The organism is Alteromonas sp. MmMcT2-2, from assembly GCF_022348305.1.
GTDB classification, from domain to species: domain Bacteria; phylum Pseudomonadota; class Gammaproteobacteria; order Enterobacterales; family Alteromonadaceae; genus Alteromonas; species Alteromonas macleodii.
This window is the reverse complement of the sequence record NZ_JAKRFA010000002.1, coordinates 190,046-204,606: the sequence shown is the minus strand read 5'-3', so window position 1 is coordinate 204,606 and position 14,561 is coordinate 190,046. Positions and strand designations below refer to the sequence as shown.

Here is a 14,561-nt window from a genome sequence, read left to right as displayed (position 1 = left end):
GTTGTCATTCCATTACCTTGGACTCAGGGCTGTCGCTTGTCGAATACGATTTACTATGCGACAGTGGAAAGCTGCACTCAAATGGTACAGCTCCATAGTCGACGGGGCCTGGACCGCAGGCACATGGAATTAAATTCGTGGGGATCCCTCAGGGTCAGAGTACATTTAATTTGGGGTCAGAGTACATTACTCAAATGACGGGGTCAGAGTACTTTAATTATGTTTGTCATCTTTTTAGCATCAGAATGGCTAACGTAGGGCACCAACATAAAACGGGGTCAAAACTTACTCTGGCCCGATAGCTTAAAAAAGTACTCTGACCCCAATTTTCAGATGAGCTCTGCAACACTCTTTAAATAGGCTTTTTGAAGTGGCGTGAAATCCCACTCATTCAAAGCTTCATTAAATTCAAAATTACCCACGCGGCCTCGCCAGCGTTTGTTAGGCACTGCAGACCAGTTTTTCATATACACCAGCTTTCCATGAAGGCAGTGCAACACTTTAATTTGTGGTGATTTGGTATCGGCGTAAGTTACTTTCTCAGAGACAATAGCGCCTTCTTCACAATCTTGGTCGAAAAACACAAAGCCGCGATAGCTGCCGCTTTCTGTAATAGTAATGAGCGATGCATATTCTTTGCTCTTAGATACTTTTCTCAGCGCAGGCAAATAGCCATCGACTCGTTTTATTTGAAGCCCCTGAGATTTGTTGTGCCATTGCCATCCTGAGCTGCCCATAAAAGAAAGCTCGTTATTTTTATCGTTGAAATGGCTTAATGTTTCAAAGGTTTTCCAAGACGCAAAAGTGATAATGCACAGCATTAAAAAACCAGTAATGAAGATGAGTGGCTTTGCCATGTCTCAAGCCCTTTGCATTAGACAAACGTTTGTCTCTTTAGTTACAGACAAAGATCTAAGCTAGACTTCCATTGCAAAAAAGTAATACGCAGAGAGACAAATGTGCTGTGACCTTAAAGCGTCCTTGTGCTGGCTTAATAACAGGCGAGACGCCGCTTAACGCTTACCTGACATTAAATACAGCGACCTAAAAAGCCTCGCGTATTCATTGTCTCGATGTCACCACATCAATACATCCTAAGCATGAAACTAATTTTGGACAATGATTCAGTAATTACGATTAGAACTATCTATTTTGTTCGCTTTAATTGTTTTGTTGAATCAGCGACTATCTGTTTAAACGAAAAGCGTGATTAACACCATTTCTTTAATCACACACTGACACCCAATTTTAGTAAGACTAAAAATCGGTGAGAAATAAACAGAAGGAATTCGCAATGAGTAAGTGTCCATTTTCAGGTGCAGCTATAAAACCTACTACGCTAACGTCTAGCAATGGTGCGCCCGTTGCCAATGATAATCAGAGTCGAACAGCGGGGCCACGCGGGCCGGTGACTTTCGACAACCATTATTTGTTTGAGAAGCTTGCGCACTTTAATCGCGAGCGAATTCCAGAGCGCGTAGTTCACGCAAGGGGCAGTGCTGCGTATGGCACCTTTACGCTAACTAAAAGCTTATCTGACTACACGATCGCAGACTTCCTGCAGAAAGAAGGGCAGAAAACCGATGTGTTTTTGCGCTTTTCTACCGTAGGTGGTGGTCAGGATTCAAGTGACTATGCCCGTGATCCTCGTGGTTTCTCAGTGAAGTTTTATACCGAACAGGGAAACTGGGACATGGTAGGAAATAATACCCCGGTATTCTTCTTACGAGATGGCATCAAGTTTCCTGACTTCATTCACAGTCAAAAGAAAAACCCGCGTACGAACTTGCCGGATCCGCAGGCCGTGTACGAGTTTTGGGCGAACAACCCTCAGTCATTACACCAATCGACAATCTTGATGTCTGATCGCGGTATTCCACTTTCATATCGTCATGTGAATGGCTATAGCTCTCATACGTTGAGTTTCTGGAATAACGCAGGCGAACGCTATTGGGTGAAATGGCACTTTAAAACTAACCAAGGTATTAAAACGCTAACTAGCGAAGAAGCGGCAAAGATGCCTGCTTATGGCGCTCAGCAAGACTTGGTCGAAAGCATTGATAACGGAGAATTTCCATCGTGGACCGTGAATGTGCAGATTATGACTGAAGAGGAAGCGCGTAATTACCACATTAACCCGTTTGATCTAACGAAGGTGTGGCCTCACAGCGACTTTCCATTAATTGAAGTAGGGCAGTTGGAGTTAAACCGTAATGTTGATAACTACTTTGCAGAAACTGAGCAAGCAGCGTTCGCGCCGAGCAATTTGGTACCGGGTATTGGTGCGTCGCCAGACAGAATGCTTCAAGCGCGACTAATTGGATATCAAGATGCGCACAGATACCGTATTGGTGCAAACTACAACCAAATACCGGTAAACGCGCCGCGTTGTCCAGTGCACAATTATCAACGAGATGGAGCCTTTGCGGGAATTAACCCAGCACTTGCAGGAAGTGGAGCCAACTTCTATCCAAATAATCGCGCGCGAGTTGGTGAGCCGGCTGAAGCACCAGAGGTTCAAGAGCCGCCTATGCCGCTAGAGCAAGACGCATGGTTAGATATTTACGATAACCGTGACGAAGATAACTACTCACAGGCCGGTGACCTTTACCGCATTATGAGTGAAGATCAAAAACAGCAGCTGGTAAACAACATTGCTGACGGCTTAAGCCAAGCTACTAAGGACGTTCAAGAGGCAATGTTCGTTCAATACGACCTAGCTGATAGCGACTATGGTGAACGGGTGAGAAAAGCGGTAGCAAATAAATAGTAATTGTGGGGGAATCAGAGTTAATTAATGAAAATTACTCTGATTCTTTGTATTCGAGAAATATTTACAATTTTAAAGGTAAGAAAGCCTGAATATTTTGAAATAAGAGTCACGGCAGCGATAAAACGCATTTCCTTTCATTAACTATAATCAGCCTGTAAGCCTTATGGGCTGCGTGATAGCTAATATCAAGTCTCAAATAGGCCCATGGTTTGCTACTAGAATACTGAACGACTTTGAATGATGAAATAAGGAGATACATTATGTTACGTTGGGCTTTAATATTTTTAGTTGTCGCATTAATTGCTGCGGTTTTAGGATTTGGTGGAATCGCTGGCTCTGCAGCGGGTATTGCCAAAATTATATTTGGTGTTTTCGTTATTTTACTGATTATTTCAGTTGTCATGAATTTGGTTAGGGGCAAAAGTTGAATCACTGCCTGATCTAAACTTCATATTACGAATAGAAAAAGACAGCTGTTAGTCGTTTGGTAGTAGGCGGCTGTTTTTTATCTTTAGCCACATCAGCGGACAAAACTAATGGAGGCTACCGTGAGTAATAAACAGTTCATTACGAACGTAGGCATTGGACTCGCCGCAGCGTCTGCAGGAATTCTTGCGAGAAAAACGCTGCAAAAGTCTTGGGAAAAGGTAATTGATCAACCTGCATCTAAAGATAAACAAAGTGAAAATACAGACCTTAAAGAAGCCGTTACTTGGGCTGTGGTGTCTGGCATTGGAGCAGGTCTTGCACGGATGGCTGTTCAATATGCACTGGACAAGCGTAATCCAAAGTAGCACAACAAAGTTGTGCTGTTGAGTTGCTATACGGGCGAAAACGTGCAGGCGAATGGCTTGAAGCGCACGTTCTTTCCAATTGTTCCAAGTAAAACGGTTACTAATTTCGTGCTGATACAACGTATTCTCTAAGTAAGTATTGTTAGCAAACAGAATCACGTTGTCACGATGCCGCAACAACGTGTTGACTCACACATACTGATTAAAATAATCGGTAACCTTAGGCCATAAATGGTGACATTTACGGGAAAAAAACTTCATGTGACCTATTTCTTTTACGTCACAGGCCTGTGGATCTAGCTCCTCAACTTCTGCTTCCATATTGGGGAAAACGCTAATCATATCGTGAACGTTATGAATATTAGCAATATCGTCGTCGCTGGCGAGCAGCCATTTAGAAGGTATCTGAATGGTGTTGTAGTGGTGCTCGTTAACATCACTGCCAAAGCCTGTTTTTACGTAGCCTTTACCGTTACACCATTTTTGCCACTGGCGGGCCACTTTTTTAGGTAGTGGCTCTCCCATGCCTACCCACTGAGATTTAGTATGGCCGAACAGTAAATTACTCACGGGAATGTAGAAATTCATGAAGAAATGGGCTTTTAGCAAATAGCTTTTACGCATGTTTCTCAGACTGCCCGAAGAGCTACCAAAATTACAAAAGGCAGTAAGGTCGTGCACATTATGCATCAAACCCAGCAGCTGACCACCTGCACTATGACCAACAAGAAAGTAGGGGACGTTAGGGAAATGAATTTTCAATGTCTCTAGCACCGCTGGCATATCTTGCTCGCCCCATGTTACCAACGTCGCATCGCTTTGTTTAACGCTGCTTTTTACCGAACCGCCAATACCTCTGTTATCGAAGGTGATAACACCAAAGCCTTGTTCACATAAATAGGCGGCAAAAGCGCTGTAGAATTGCCGTTTTATACCCGTTGCAGGGCCAATCATAACTGCAGCTTTAGGGGAAGTGGTTGGAGAGAAAAGGGAAGCTGCAAGCGGCGTGTTATCCGCACAGACAATGGTGATATCTTCTACTTGGATGCTAGTGGCGGTAGCGTATTGCTTTGAAGTGCTCGACATGGAAAGTCTCGTGAACTCATCTGGTCAAACCAGTAAACCTTTTGCATGAATAAAATGCAATATTTTGACTATTTATTTTGCTGATAATTGGTGCTAAGCGAAAAGGTATGTGCGCTGAACACGCAAATGCTATCGCGTAGCTGGGATAAGTACGCCATAGCATCCACGCTTTAAAAAAGATTTCCTCACACGCTCAAAGTGAACACCTTAGAATTACGCTGGAAGTTATACAGCTCTTTCTTTACAGCAGGTAGCGCACTAATGTCTGCAGGTTCAAACCCTTGCTCCAAAAACCAGTGTGCGGTAACTGTGGTCAGTACAAAAATGCTGTTAATACCGGCTTCTTTAGCCCGGGCGCGCACTTCATCTAGAATCCGTTCGCCACGGTTTTTACCGCGATAGTCCTGGTGAGTCGCCACGCAGGCTAACTCGGCACAGCCGTCTTCAGGGTATAAATATAAGGCTGCACAGGCGATGATCATGCCGTCGCGCACTATCACTATAAACTGGTTAATTTCGTTCTCTAAACGCTCACGAGAACGCTTCACTAACACGCCGCTTTCTTCTAGCGGTTTTATCAGCTTTAAGATACCGCCCACATCTTCAATAGTGGCTGCACGCAGTTGTTCATAATGGTGCTCCATAACTAGTGAACCCGTTCCGTCACGAGTAAACAGCTCTTGAAGCAAGGCGCCGTCTTTTTCAAAACTGATGCAGTGGGCACGAGGCACACCTGCAGCAACGCTGGTGGTAAGGGCACTTAACACCGTATCTTCGGTGGTAATGTCGCCTGCCATGATCAACTGCTCTAGTTGAGGGCGTTCAATGGTGCGAAGTAAACGACCTTCGCGGTTGTATACACCATCAAAATTCGAAAATACGATCAGCTTGTCAGCTTTAAGGGCTATAGCCGCCTGCGTAGCTACATCTTCGTGAGATAAGTTAAACACTTCTCCCGTTGATGAATAGCCCATAGGCGATAGCAGCACAATTGAGCCATCGTTTAAGTGGTCGTTAATGCCGGTCGTATCAATACGACGCACTAAACCGGTGTTTTCAAAATCAATGCCGCCTCGCACGCCCATTGGTTTGGCAACGACCAAGTTGCCCGAGCACACGCGTATTTGCGAGCCATGCATAGGCGAGTTTGGAAGCCCCATAGTAAGTAGAGCTTCTACCTGAGAGCGTACCGAGCCGGCGGCATCTTTAACGCACTCAAGGGTTTGCTTGTCGGTAATGCGTACACCGCTGTCAAAGCGACCTTCGATGTTGCGAAGGGCTACGCGCTGATCAATCTGAGGGCGGGCACCGTGCACTACGACCACGCGCACGCCCAAGCTGTTAAGCAGGGCAATGTCGTGAATAATATTAGGGAAATTAGGATGTTCGATGGCTTCGCCACCGAACATCAAAACGAAGGTCTTTCCCTGGTGAGCATTAATATAGGGCAGTGAACTGCGAAACAGTTTTATGCCGTCATGATGCGCTAATACCATCTAAGCAGTTCCTTGTCGCTACCCTTGCTTATCCAAGTCTTCCAGCTCTTGATACAGTGCTTTCGTCACGGTTTCTTTGCTGGTGCCGCCCAAGATATTGCGTTGATTCACGCCGTACTCTAGCTGAAGTACCGGGTATACGTCGTCTTCAATTTTGTCGCAAATAGCCTGCATGTCGCTGAGTGGTAAATCTTCAATGGCACAGCCTTTGTCGATGGCTTGAAGCACAACGCGTCCTGCAATATCGTGGCCTGTTCTAAACGGCACACCTTTACCTACCAGATAATCGGCAAGCTCAGTGGCGTTAGAGAACCCTTGGGTTGCTGCAACGCGACAGCGCTCTTCGTTTAGCTGTAGTGAATCAAGCACTTCGCTGGCAATACATAAACAAATATGCCACTGATTAACCGTATCGATAGCGCCTTCTTTGTCTTCTTGCATGTCTTTGTTGTAGGCAAGAGGAAGGCCTTTCATGGTAACTAGCAGGGCCTGCAATGAGCCAAACACACGGCCACATTTGCCGCGCATTAATTCAAGCGCATCAGGGTTTTTCTTCTGCGGCATAAGCGATGAACCAGAGGTTACACTATCGCCAAGCTGTAAGAATCCTGCTTCACCAGAGTTATAGAAAATCATGTCTTCGGCAAGACGTGACAAGTGCATCATGCTAGTGCTGGCTACAAATAAAAGCTCTAGCACAAAGTCTCTGTCCGACACAGCGTCAAGGCTGTTAAGGCATGGAGAATCAAAACCCAGTTCTTCAGCAATGGCGTGACGGTCTACAGGGAAGGTAGTACCTGCCAATGCGCCTGAACCTAAAGGGCACTGATTCATGCGTACTTTCAAGTCGTCTAAACGGCTTAAGTCACGCTTTAGCATTTCAACGTAAGCCAAGCACCAGTGTGCGAAGTGAATAGGCTGTGCACGTTGTAAGTGAGTGTAACCTGGGATGATCGCTTCTTGATGACGGCTAGCGGCATTCAGAAGCGATTTGATCACACCTAAAACATCAGCGCGAAGTGAGGCAATATGTTCACGTACCCACAAGCGAAAGTCGGTGGCAACCTGATCGTTTCGGCTACGCCCGGTATGAAGCTTACGACCAATGTCGCCAAGCTTCTCTATAAGCGCAGCTTCAACAAAGCTGTGAATGTCTTCTTCGCTAGATGCGTTAAAGTCTAATTCACCTGCATCAGCTTTCGCTTTTAACTCGCTCAATGCAGACTCAAGCTGGGCTTGTTCGTCAACGGTCAATACGCCTGCTTTTTGCAGTGCACGCGACCAACTGATAGAGCCTTGAATATCTTGGCTTGCCATAACTTGGTCAAACGGCAGCGAGTCGTTAACCTGTTTAAACATACTACTTGCACCGGATTCAAACCGGCCACCCCACAACGCCATGTGATGCTCCTTAAATGCTGTTCTGACTTAAGCTTTACTATTGTAGGTAAAGCTTATTGTTCACCTTGTTTTTTCAGTGCTTCGATACGACTTGAAAGGCTGAACAGGCGGATAAAGCCTTCAGCATGCTTCTGGTCGTAAACATCGTCAGCACCAAAGGTGGCAAAGTCTTCAGAGTAAAGGCTGTTCGGCGATTGACGCTGGGTAACTGTAGCTTGGCCTTTATATAGCTTAACCACGATATCGCCTGTTACTTTCTTCGCAAAAGAAGCTGCACCAGCTAATAGCGCATCGTTAAGGGCGGTGAACCAACGGCCGTCGTACATCACGTGTGAGAACTCAAGTCCAATCTGCTCACGGTATTTAAGCGCAGCTTTATCTAGCACCATAGTTTCTAGGGCTTTATACGCTTTAAGCAGTACGGTGCCTCCTGGCGTTTCATAACAGCCGCGTGACTTCATACCTACAAGGCGGTTCTCAACAATGTCGATACGTCCAACACCGTGTGCCGCAGCAACAGTATTAAGTTTAACTAGCGCTTGATAAGGCGATAGTGCCTCACCATCAACGTGAGTCAGTTTTCCTTCGTCAAAAGACAGGGTTACGCGCTCTGGAGTATCAGGTGCATCTTCAGGATCAACCGTCATGGTCCACACTTGCTTGGTAGGCTCTTGCCATGGATCTTCAAGCTCGCCGCCCTCGTGTGAGATGTGCCATGCGTTTGCATCACGGCTGTAAATTTTGGTTGCTGACGCTGTGGTTGGAATATTGCGCTCTGCTAGATAAGCCAATAGGTCTTCACGGCTTACCATATCCCACTCACGCCATGGCGCAATAACCGTAAGATCAGGGGCTAGGGCAGCAAAGGTGCTTTCAAAGCGAACCTGGTCGTTGCCTTTACCGGTACAGCCGTGGCATAGCGCGTCGGCACCTACTTTACGTGCAATCTCAACTTGCGCTTTGGCGATAACCGGGCGTGCCATTGACGTACCCAACAGGTATTCACCTTCGTAAACCGCACCTGTAGTAATAGTTGGGAAGATATATTCGCTTACGAACTCTTCTTTTAAATCAACAATGTGGCATTCGCTTGCGCCAGATGCGATAGCTTTTTCGTGAAGACCTTCTAGTTCTTCATCACCTTGACCCACATCTGCTGCAAACGCGACAACTTCACAGCCATAGTTTTCTTTAAGCCATGGAATGATGGCTGATGTATCAAGCCCGCCTGAATAGGCCAGCACGATTTTTTTAACGTTTTGCATCTAAATAATCCTTCTAAGCGTCTTTTTAGGCGTCTTTTTAAGCGCTAAGTAATTGAGTAAGAATGGCGTTTTGGCCATGCATTCTATTTTCAGCTTGCTGCATTAATAGCGATTTATCGCTATCAATCAACGAGCCCGTAATTTCTAAATCGCGATGGGCAGGTTGGCAGTGCATAACGTAGCTAGCACCGGTTGCTTCCATCAACGCTTCGTTCACCTGATAAGGCATGAACTTTTCTTTGATCACTTCAAGTGGCGTCTCGTCACCCATTGAAAGCCATGTATCTGCATAGATAACGTCTGCGCCGTTAGCAGCGCTAAGCTCAGTGCTTTCAACAATCGATACACCCGTTTTCTCGGCAATCGCTTTGGCTTGCGCCACAATTTCAGGTGCCGCTTCGTGCCCCTCTGGCGTGACTACAACTTGGTTGCAACCTAGAAGCGCCCCAACAATTAACAGAGAATGGGTTACATTGTTGCCGTCGCCTACATAGGCCATGGTAAGACCTTCGGTTTTGCCGAAGCGTTCAAACATTGTGAGGTAGTCGGCAAGGCCTTGGCATGGGTGGTACTTATCGCACAGCGCATTGATAACCGGCACGTTTGCCGCCTTAGAAAAGGTTTCTAGCGTCTCGTGAGAAAATACGCGAGCAACAATGGCGTCAGCCCAGCACGCAAGGTTAGCGGCGGTGTCTACTGCGTCTTCACGGCCTGCTAATTTGCCCGACTGCACATCTAAATACACCATGTGGCCGCCAAGCTTGTTGATACCAATATCGAAGCTAACGCGGGTTCGCAAAGACGGCTTTTCAAACAGGGCAACAATTGACTTCCCCGCTAGCACGTTGCTGTAACTTGCTGGGGCTTGTTTAATTTCTACAGCCAATTGCAGCAAGTTTTTCATTGCGTCGGGTGTCCAGTCTGCAAAGGTTAGTAGGTCCTGTTTCATTGTACTTCTCCGGCATTGCCTTTTGTAAAGTCGGTGTGGGGTAAATCAGCGTTTTTTGACGGTGTATTTGTCAGTGCTGAGGGCAGTATTTGCGTGCCCGTTTTCTTATTTAAAATGTCGTTGATGTCGGCGGCCCAACTCGCGATGTAAACTGCGCGGCCTAAATTCTCTGCAGACGCGAGTGCCGCATCCACTTTTACTTTCATCCCGTCGGTGATAACGCCTTCATCTGCGTACTTCAATATGCTTGCTGCGTTAAGTTCGCTAATTAGCAATTTGTCACCATCAAGCACACCGTCAACATTGGAAAGGAGTAAAAGTTCAGCGTTAAGAAGCTCGGCAATAACCGTTGCGGCTTGGTCGGCGTTTACATTTAGTAATCTGCCTTGTGGGCTTGAACCAATAGAACTGATAACCGGTAGTGTTGACTGGGCTAATACGCTTTTTAGAAATGATGCATCTGCTGTTGACGGCATGCCCACGGCACCATACTGGTCAGCTAGAGGCTCACACACCACCATATTACCGTCTAACAACGACAAACCAACAGGGGTTAAGCCTGAAGCCAAAGCCGCTGCGCATAGTTGCTTATTGGCAGAGCCTGCAAGCGCTCCGCAGATATAAGGCATATGTTCATCGGGCGTAACCCGAAGGCCATCTATTTTTGTGCTTTGAAGACCAAGACTCGCCATTAGCGTTTCCACTAATGGTCCGCCTCCGTGAACCACTACGACGGGGCGTGTGGCCTGCACGTCTTTTACGCTTAGAAATAAACGTGTCATTGCGGCGGTGTCGTCGAGTAATGCACCGCCAACTTTAATTACAATTGGTGAAACACTCATAGTACTAACCCTGTCTCTACTGGTTGTTTCGTCATTATGTTAAGGCACTGTATTGCCTGAGAGGCAGCACCTTTCATTACGTTGTCGATTGCAGCGGTAATCACTGCGTATCCAGATGCTTCATCTAATTTCCAGTGCAGATCAACAAATGGGGTATGAGCAACGTCATCAATTTTTGGAAAACTCTTGCGCAAACGCACAATGGGTTTATCAGCATAGGCGTCAGTGTACGCTTGTTCAAGTTGTGCGCTGGTGGTACCAGCTTTAACCTTAACGGTTACGGTCGCCAAAATTCCTCTTTTAAAATTACCTAAGTGCGGCGTAAAGATAACGGGGGTACCCAAGTAAGCTTCAATTTCAGGGGTATGGCGGTGACCTAGCACGCCATATGCCTGCAGGCTAACTTCAAAAAAGTTTGTGGTTAGGCTGGCTTTCCTACCTGCACCCGATACGCCGGAAACAGCGTTAATTACAGGGCGTACGCTTTCATCTAGTAAATTGTTGTGAGCAAGAGGTTTAAGTGCACTAAGGCTCGCCGTGGGGTAGCACCCCGGCACAGCGATAACGTCGGCAGAGGCAATTTGCGCTTCGTGCCACTCGGCAAGGCCGTAAACAGCTTGAGCTAAGCTTTGCTCTTGCGTATGTGGAAAGCCGTAGAACTGTTCGAAGACATTCGTGTCTTTTAGCCTGAATGCACCCGACAAATCGAGCACTTTGGCTTTGCCCGAAGATAGGGCAGGCATCCAGTCGTGGCTCGCCTCGTGAGGAGTGGCAAGAAAGATAAAATCGACACCGTCAGCCATTTCTTTTAATGCCGCATCCGAAATAGGCGTCAGTGTGGCATTAACGTGAGCCAAGTTGCCGTGAAGCTCTGCAATATTTTTACTCGCATCGCTACTATTCTCAGATACGTAAGTCCCCGCTAATGCAAGTTTAGGGTGCTGAATAACTAACTGAACAAGTTGTGCCCCTGTGTAACCACTGGCACCAATAATCGAAACGCTGTACATAATTAAAAATTCAATAAAAGGAGAAAAAAAACACTTTTTACCTTTGTAAACTGGTTGGGCGTAAATCCTTGCCTAACCGCTACCACATTACAAAGGTAAAAAGTGTGCTACCGCAAAAGCATAGAAAGGCGCACGCATCGTCGTACGCTATGCATCGTGTAGCCAGCCAGGGGAGAGGTAAACTCTTTATCGTTGCCAGTGGTTGAACCAACAACGCGAGTTGGTTGTGTCATCATCAATTCCTATCAAGTCGCAACTCAAAATTATGAGTTGGATGCTTTAACCGTCGACTAGTGTATCTAATCTGAATGTTTATGCAATAAAAATGTATAAATATTTTGCTGGGTGGTTGCAGCGACTACGCCATAAAAAATATAACTAATAATATATTTATAGTTGTGACAGTAAGTTGACAAGTTACGCAATAGAACTGAATATTTATACTCACTGTACGATATGGTTGAGTGGAAATGTTTACCAGTAATGCACGTAGTTCATCATTAATGCTTGATATGACTAGTTACAGTGTCTAACCATGCAAAGCTGGTAAATTGTTACCGTATGTCGACAGTGGCCGTGAGTATTGGTTGTTAGGATTAACTCGGAAAATAAAATGGGCAAACTTACCTTGGCGCTTGTTGCGCACGATCATAAAAAGCCTGAGCTACTTGCTTGGGTTAAGCAGCACATTGATGTGCTCAAACAGTGTAATTTAGTGGGAACAGGCACAACAGGCGGTTTAATTGCCAATGAAACGGGGCTAGAAGTTACGCGCTACAAAAGTGGCCCGCTTGGTGGCGACCAGCAGATAGGAGCACTCATCGCTGAGAACAAGCTAGATGCACTTTTCTTTTTCTGGGATCCGCTAAACCCAGCGCCTCACGACCCTGACGTTAAAGCGCTGCTACGACTGTGTTCGGTATGGAATGTACCAGTTGCCTGCACACCCGCCACAGCTGACCTAGTAATAACGTCGCCGCTTTTTCTGTCACCCGACTACAAGCCAGTTAAACCGAATTTTTAAGATTGGTTAAATCAACGGCCTTGTAGTTTGGTGGGCAGAAGCTGGTCTTTAGGTTAATTGAAACCTCGTTGAACGAACTGGTAGGCAGCATCTGCTGCCTTGTTGGTTATTCCGGCGGTTATATCATCAGTCTGAATAGATGCGGTGGCATCACTCGCCTGCGTTTGTGGCGCACCTGAAATGTTAGCACTTACCTTACTGTCGATGCTTGGATTGCTAAAAACTGACGCGAGTAAAGACTGCCCCATCGACCACATATTGTTTGAGATGCTCTGTCCTGTCACATTCTCTACGGTCAAATCGATAGCTTCATACATTAATCCGCCTATTCCGCCATATAAAAAACTTCCCGCCAAGCTTGCTGCCGCGGCCGTGTGATTTGACGTGGTTGCTTCATAAATATCCGAAACTATGGGTAGGTGATTTGCAATGTTTAACGCATCAAATCCGTCTTTAAGATCAAGCCCATCGTCTCCGAAAGCGCCGGAATACAAATTATCGAAGAGTGTTGGAGTAGTATCACTTTGATTATTGGCAGCCGTGTTGCTGTCACCATTTCCCAGAACGCTAGTAGTAGCATTTACGGACGTATCATTGTTGGTAACTAGCGATTGAAATACATTGTTTTGCAATGCATTTAACAGCGTGCCTTGCATGGTGGCAATTGCATCATCTGATAAAACCCCATTGACGCTACTCGTACCAGAAAGCAAAGATAATGCGCCTTGAACATCGCTGGCTGTGCCGGTAAGTATATTAGATTGTGTTGAGAGATTAGCTTCGCCTGATATTTTGCTGTCGATTGCATCAGCTTCATTCGGTTGATTCTCTATTGCGAGTAACGATGCGAACAAAGACGGCAAAGACTGGCCGCTGGTTGCCGCTTCATTGGCTACTTCTGTTGAATTTGCCGATTTATTTTCAATGTCAGCAGTATGTAAACCAAATTTTGAAAGTAGTGCGCTGACGCCATTTTCAGCAGTGTTAGTTGTTGTGTTTTCTAAGGCCATAACATCCCCTTACCCGCAGGCATATATTTGATTTGTAAAGGTTTTGCAAATAAGTCAAGTGAACGAGATTTCTTTTAATTTGTTCGTTTACACTTGCTCCTGTTAGGTCATGGATGGCACTTAATTTACACACTGCATAAAAATTAACACTGAGCAATGTCATGAAAGTTCGATGCCATATACACACACTAATCGCAATCTTTACACTTGGTGGTTGTGCCCAAACACTCACTGACGAAGAACAGGTTGTTCAAAGTAGCCCTACCAACCCAAATGTGTCGCAACGAGCTGTGAAGCCTGTTGAGGAAGAGCCGTCGCCCGGTGATCCACGCTACTCACCCCCTAGGATGGAACCAACGTCTACCTTGCATGTACCCACAGGGTCACTATTTAATCCTGAGCACTCTGTAGGGCTTTATGAACGCCACGCAAGCTTCAAAGTGGGGGATATGATTCTAGTTAAGCTTGAAGAACAGACGCAGTCGGAGAAGTCGCTCGATTTTAATACAGACAAAAACACATCCTTTGATTTATCTCCCGTCACACTAAAAGTGGGGGGAATTCGAATTGACGAAGATGACGTTGAGGTGGAGCACGAACAGGACAGTGAGTTCGCCAGCTCTGCTAAAACTAAGCAGTCAAATTCGATGAGTGGCAGCATTACCGTGTATGTTACGGGAATAACGCCGGCAGGGAATTTACTGGTAACGGGTGAAAAGTGGATAACGATGAACAGAGGAAAAGAATACATTCGCTTTTCAGGAGAGGTCAGAAAAAAAGATGTGGATGAAAGTAATACCGTATTGTCTTCAAAAGTCGGCAACGCGTTAATTGAGTATAGCGGTACGGGTGAGCTGCAAGATAATCAGCAGCGAACGGTGATTGGCAAGCTGTTTTCAATATTTGGATAA

General features: G+C 45.9%; 14 protein-coding genes. 5 read left to right on the top strand and 9 right to left on the bottom strand.

All coding sequences use genetic code 11. The features are described 5' to 3' along the window. Positions 1-329: 329 nt before the first annotated feature. Entirely contained in the window at positions 330-857 is a 528-nt protein-coding gene (locus MHM99_RS03100; protein ID WP_239218089.1) for a hypothetical protein, read from the bottom strand. 437 nt (positions 858-1,294) lie between these two features. Here MHM99_RS03100 and MHM99_RS03095 point away from each other — a divergent pair, with 437 nt between their 5' ends. The 3 genes from MHM99_RS03095 to MHM99_RS03085 all read left to right on the top strand — a co-directional run bounded on the left by MHM99_RS03095 (position 1,295) and on the right by MHM99_RS03085 (position 3,567). Next, positions 1,295-2,770 (top strand): catalase, encoded by a 1,476-nt coding sequence (locus MHM99_RS03095; RefSeq protein WP_168533880.1) that lies wholly within the window; start codon positions 1,295-1,297, stop codon positions 2,768-2,770. A gap of 263 nt (positions 2,771-3,033) precedes the next feature. Beyond that, entirely contained in the window at positions 3,034-3,201 is a 168-nt protein-coding gene (locus MHM99_RS03090; protein WP_014978132.1) for a DUF1328 domain-containing protein, read from the top strand. 120 nt (positions 3,202-3,321) lie between these two features. Beyond that, the gene (locus tag MHM99_RS03085; protein WP_168533878.1) at positions 3,322-3,567 is read left to right on the top strand and encodes a DUF4235 domain-containing protein; all 246 of its coding nucleotides are present in this window, start codon (positions 3,322-3,324) and stop codon (positions 3,565-3,567) included. A 189-nt stretch (positions 3,568-3,756) separates the two neighbouring features. Here the strand turns inward: MHM99_RS03085 and MHM99_RS03080 are convergent, their stop codons facing one another. The 7 genes from MHM99_RS03080 to argC form a co-directional block, all read right to left on the bottom strand. Beyond that, positions 3,757-4,653 (bottom strand): alpha/beta fold hydrolase, encoded by an 897-nt coding sequence (locus MHM99_RS03080; protein ID WP_168533876.1) that lies wholly within the window; start codon positions 4,651-4,653, stop codon positions 3,757-3,759. A 185-nt stretch (positions 4,654-4,838) separates the two neighbouring features. Next, complete coding sequence (argA, locus tag MHM99_RS03075; protein WP_014975490.1) at positions 4,839-6,149, bottom strand: amino-acid N-acetyltransferase; 1,311 nt, start codon at positions 6,147-6,149, stop codon at positions 4,839-4,841. Between the two features lie 18 nt (positions 6,150-6,167). Beyond that, on the bottom strand, positions 6,168-7,550 hold the full coding sequence (gene argH, locus MHM99_RS03070) for an argininosuccinate lyase (protein WP_014948049.1): 1,383 nt from the start codon (positions 7,548-7,550) through the stop codon (positions 6,168-6,170). A gap of 53 nt (positions 7,551-7,603) precedes the next feature. Further along, the gene (locus MHM99_RS03065) at positions 7,604-8,815 is read right to left on the bottom strand and encodes an argininosuccinate synthase (RefSeq protein WP_014948050.1); all 1,212 of its coding nucleotides are present in this window, start codon (positions 8,813-8,815) and stop codon (positions 7,604-7,606) included. Between the two features lie 37 nt (positions 8,816-8,852). Continuing rightward, complete coding sequence (locus MHM99_RS03060; protein WP_239218087.1) at positions 8,853-9,764, bottom strand: ornithine carbamoyltransferase; 912 nt, start codon at positions 9,762-9,764, stop codon at positions 8,853-8,855. Continuing rightward, positions 9,761-10,606 carry an acetylglutamate kinase gene (gene argB, locus MHM99_RS03055; RefSeq protein WP_239218085.1) on the bottom strand — a complete coding sequence of 282 codons (846 nt, stop codon included), beginning with the start codon at positions 10,604-10,606 and terminating at the stop codon, positions 9,761-9,763. The genes MHM99_RS03060 and argB overlap by 4 nt, the downstream gene beginning before the upstream one ends. Beyond that, positions 10,603-11,616, bottom strand: coding sequence for an N-acetyl-gamma-glutamyl-phosphate reductase (gene argC, locus MHM99_RS03050; protein ID WP_239218083.1), 1,014 nt, complete (start codon positions 11,614-11,616; stop codon positions 10,603-10,605). The genes argB and argC overlap by 4 nt, the downstream gene beginning before the upstream one ends. Positions 11,617-12,229: 613 nt before the next feature. Between argC and MHM99_RS03045 the strand changes: the two genes are divergently transcribed. Beyond that, entirely contained in the window at positions 12,230-12,640 is a 411-nt protein-coding gene (locus MHM99_RS03045) for a methylglyoxal synthase (protein WP_014948054.1), read from the top strand. Between the two features lie 53 nt (positions 12,641-12,693). Here MHM99_RS03045 and MHM99_RS03040 read toward each other — a convergent pair whose 3' ends face one another. Further along, positions 12,694-13,650 carry a hypothetical protein gene (locus MHM99_RS03040; protein WP_239218081.1) on the bottom strand — a complete coding sequence of 319 codons (957 nt, stop codon included), beginning with the start codon at positions 13,648-13,650 and terminating at the stop codon, positions 12,694-12,696. 161 nt (positions 13,651-13,811) lie between these two features. Here MHM99_RS03040 and MHM99_RS03035 point away from each other — a divergent pair, with 161 nt between their 5' ends. After that, positions 13,812-14,561 carry a flagellar basal body L-ring protein FlgH gene (locus MHM99_RS03035; protein ID WP_014948056.1) on the top strand — a complete coding sequence of 250 codons (750 nt, stop codon included), beginning with the start codon at positions 13,812-13,814 and terminating at the stop codon, positions 14,559-14,561.